At 76.1% G+C, this 3,592-nt stretch carries 3 protein-coding genes and 1 pseudogene; 2 read left to right on the top strand and 2 right to left on the bottom strand.

Annotated features, from left to right (window positions below):
• Positions 1–695 (bottom strand): hypothetical protein (locus tag IE312_RS26050; RefSeq protein WP_229900442.1); only part of this gene is annotated, 695 nt, incomplete at its 3' end.
• A 244-nt stretch (positions 696–939) separates the two neighbouring features.
• Positions 940–1,461 (bottom strand): hypothetical protein, encoded by a 522-nt coding sequence (locus IE312_RS26055; RefSeq protein ID WP_229900443.1) that lies wholly within the window; start codon positions 1,459–1,461, stop codon positions 940–942.
• A 175-nt stretch (positions 1,462–1,636) separates the two neighbouring features.
• Here IE312_RS26055 and IE312_RS26060 point away from each other — a divergent pair, with 175 nt between their 5' ends.
• Together IE312_RS26060 and IE312_RS41855 are read left to right on the top strand one after the other, a co-directional pair.
• On the top strand, positions 1,637–2,836 hold the full coding sequence (locus tag IE312_RS26060) for a PP2C family protein-serine/threonine phosphatase (protein ID WP_189984766.1): 1,200 nt from the start codon (positions 1,637–1,639) through the stop codon (positions 2,834–2,836).
• A gap of 105 nt (positions 2,837–2,941) precedes the next feature.
• Positions 2,942–3,592 (top strand): annotated as a pseudogene (locus IE312_RS41855) (hypothetical protein); the annotation flags it as partial.

The raw sequence follows: 3,592 nt of genomic DNA on the forward strand, positions 1-3,592 counted from the left end.
AGGGTCAGGCCGCGGCCGACGTCGAGGGCGAGGACGAGCAGGGCGCCGCCCAGGGCCGTGCCCAGCGCGGTGGCGGCGACCGCCCGCCGCCGGTGCACGGCGAGCGCGATGCCGCCGGCGGCGAAGGCGACGGCCGCGACCGGCAGCCACAGACCGGCGACCTCCAGCGCGTGGAACCCCGTGCGCAGCGTGGCCAGCCGGTCCGCCGGGAGCACGGGGACCGCGGTGTGCTCCACCGGGATCCGCGCGGCGAGCGGTACGTGGTCCCGGGTGAGCTGGCGTTTGACCTGGGCGGTGACGGGTGCCAGGTCGACGGTGACGGGGCGTTCGTCCTGGCCGCGCAGGGCGTGCAGGACGGCGTCGTGGGTCACCTGGTTGCCGGTGTCCCAGGCCAGCCGGAAGGCGCGGGTGTGGGTGAAGGAACGCACCGCGTCGTGCACGAAGGGGCGGACCGAGCCGCGCACCGGGCGGACGTCCAGGTGTTCGTCCACCGCGCGCAGGATGCCGTCGGCGAGGGTGTCCACGACGGCCTCCCGCACGGCCGGGTCGGCGGCGAGCGGCGCCATGGTGGTGACGTAGCGGCCCGTGTCGGCGAGTCCGTACGCCGCCCAGGCCGCCGGCGCGCCGAACGGCACGAGGAGGCAGGACAGGGCGATCAGTACGGCCGACAGGGTGCTCCTGAGGCGTGGGGACACCCTTCCAGGCAAGGACGGCCGGGGCCGGCCCGCGAGCGGGGGGACTGCGTTCGGGGGTTCTCCGGTGGAGGGATCACCCGAACGGGTGTTTCCTGGTGCTGGGGAGGACGAAGGGGCCGGTGTGCAGCGGGTGGTGCCGGCCGGAGGGACAGGGGAAGAACAGGGGAGCGCGTGGGCCCCGGCCGCCCGGCCGGGGCCCACGCGCACCCGCCGTCGGTCCGCCCGGCTCAGCGGACTCGGCGGCTCAGCGGACCCGGCGGCCCTGGGCGTTCTCGCGGATGTAGTAGCGGTAGAAGAACACCATGAAGGCGATCGCCGCCCACAACAGGCCCATGAGGACCGACCGCACCAGGTCGCCGTGGGGGCCCTGGCCGGAGCCCTGGGTGGAGAAGACGGCGCCGATCTGGCTGTAGGCGAAGCCGTACGCGCAGCCGGTGAACGCCGCCCACGCCAGCGCGTGCGCCTCTCGCGGCAGCCGCGGGCCCAGCGTGAGCAGGGCCGCGCACACCACCGCGAACACCAGCGCGCTGACGAGGCCGAGCAGCCAGTTCCAGCCGGTGACGGGGCCGCCGTCCCGGTTGTTGGCCGCGACCCAGTAGCCGTAGACCAGCCCCAGGACGACCGGGACGGCCACCCGGCCGAGCCGGTGGATCCGGGCGTCGAGGACGTCGGGCGGGCGGGCCACGACGCCGGACGGCCGGCGCTCCATCTCGGGTGTGCGGCCGGGCCGGGACATCCCGCCGGCCGAGGGTGCCGCTTGAGCCATGGGAGCACTCCTTCCACCTCGCCCCCGCATCCGCCCCCCGTGCGGGGCACGTCTCCAGGGCACACCGGGGAACCCGGCCCGGCAACTCGGCCAGGAGGGTGACGGATGCCCGGATGCGCGCGGTCCTCCCCCGTGTTTCGCTGAAGAAAGTGACGGACAGGGAGGGCTGCCGGCCGTGACGGAGACGGACTACGGGCGGCGCCGGCCGCTGCTGCGGGTGCGGGGGCGGAGCATCGCGTGGCTGCCGCCCCTGCTGCTGCTCGTCGGCGTCATCCTGCTGGACTTCAACACCGGCGAGCATTTCCGGATCATCACCTGGATCGTCCTGGTCCCGGGCACCGCCGCCGCGATGTGCGGGGTGTGGACGACGGCCGCCTACAGCGTGCTCGCGCTGGTCACGTACGTCGCCGTGGACAGCGCCTGGCCCGCCGAGTACCAGGCCGGGTTCGGCGACTTCCTGCTGGTCGCCCTCGGCGGCACCCTCGCCACGCTGGCCGCCGCCCTGCGGATGCGGCAGGAACGGCAGCTGCTGCACATCCAGGACATCGCCGAGACGACCCGGCGCACCGTGCTGCGCCCCCTGCCGTCCGGGTGGGCCGGCCTGGAACACGCGGGGGTGTACCTGGCCGCCGACGTCGACGCCCGCGTCGGCGGCGACTTCTACGACATCCAGCCCGGCCCGCACGGCACCCGGGTGCTCGTCGGTGACGTGCAGGGCAAGGGGCTGGGCGCGGTGGAGGCCGCCGCGGCGCTGCTCGGCACCTTCCGCGAGGCCGGCTACCACGAGAAGGACCTCACGACGATCGCCGGGCGGCTGGAGATCCGGATGCTGCGGCACCGCACGCACACCGCCGCGCTGGGCCGGGCCGACGGGGACCGCTTCGCCACGGCCGTCCTCATCGGCTTCCCGGAGGACGACCCCGGCGTGATCGACCTGGTGAACTTCGGCCACGAGCCCCCGCTCGCCGTCGGCCCGCACGGGGTCCGCGAGCTGCCCTGCGGCGACGGGGTGCCGCTCGGCCTGGCCGACCTCGCGGGCGGTCTGCCGCCGGTCCACCGGGTGCCGCTGGCCGCCGACGAGACGCTGCTGCTGGTCACCGACGGGGTGACCGAGGCCCGCGACCGCCCCGGTGCGTTCTTCCCCCTCGCCGAGGAGGTCGCCCGCGCCGTCCGCGCCGACCCGGACCGCACCGAGCCGCGCCGCCTGGTCCGCCGGGTCCGCGACGGGGTGCTCCGGCACAGCGCGGGCCGGCTGGAGGACGATACGACGATCTTCGCGGTGCGCAGGCTCAGGGGCGTGCCGGAGCGAGAGGGAGCCCGGGGCGTGCGCCAGGGGCGCGGCAGGCGCCCGGAGTTGCCGGGTGACGCCGGGTGAACCGGTCGTACCGGGGCGTTTGCCGTACGGAGGCACCGGTTCGCGGCGGCAGCGGCTACGGTGCTGGCTGGAGAACTGATCCGAGGGTGACATGGGGGAGGCACGATGCCGGGAACCGTGCTGCTGCTCGCGGCCTCGCCGCTGGGCCGGGGGCGCCTGGTGGACGCGGCTGCGGTCCTGCCGGTGCTGGCCGCCGTCGCCCCCTCCGTGCTGTCGGGCACCGACACCGCGAACGTCGTCGAACTCGCCGACCCGCTGGAACCGCAGGCCGTCCTCACCCGGCTGCGGGCCGCCGCGGCCGCCCCGGGACCGCTCACCGTGTACATCACCGGCCAGCTGCACCTGGACCGGCGCCAGTACCAGCCCCACCTGGCGCTGGCCCGCACCACCCCGGCGACCCTGCGCTACACCGCCCTGCCCTGGCACTGGATCCGCGAGGAGCTGCGCCTGCGCTCCGCCGCGGACACCGCGCTCGTCCTCGACCTGCACGCCGACGCCGAGGCCTGGCGGCACATCACCGGCCGCGGCCTCGACTCCGGCCGCACCACCGCCGTCTACGGCCGCATCGCCCCGGCCGGCGGCCGGCGGGGCCCGGCCGAGCCGGCGTACATGAAGACGGTCGCCACCCTCCTGCGCAGCGGGCACCGTCCCCCGCTGGGCGTGCTGCACGAGCAGGCGGCGGGCCGCATCGCGCAGGAGACCAGCGGCCACCTGCTGCTGGCCGACCCGGGAGGCCGGTCGGCGGGCGGTCCGGCC

This window comes from Streptomyces capoamus, assembly GCF_014654935.1.
In the GTDB taxonomy this organism is placed as follows: Bacteria; Actinomycetota; Actinomycetes; order Streptomycetales; family Streptomycetaceae; genus Streptomyces; species Streptomyces capoamus.

Coding starts and splice junctions, on each gene's coding strand:
- IE312_RS26055 (WP_229900443.1), bottom strand. CDS start 1,461: ATGGCTCAAGCGGCACCCTCGGCCGGCGGGATGTCCCGGCCCGGCCGC.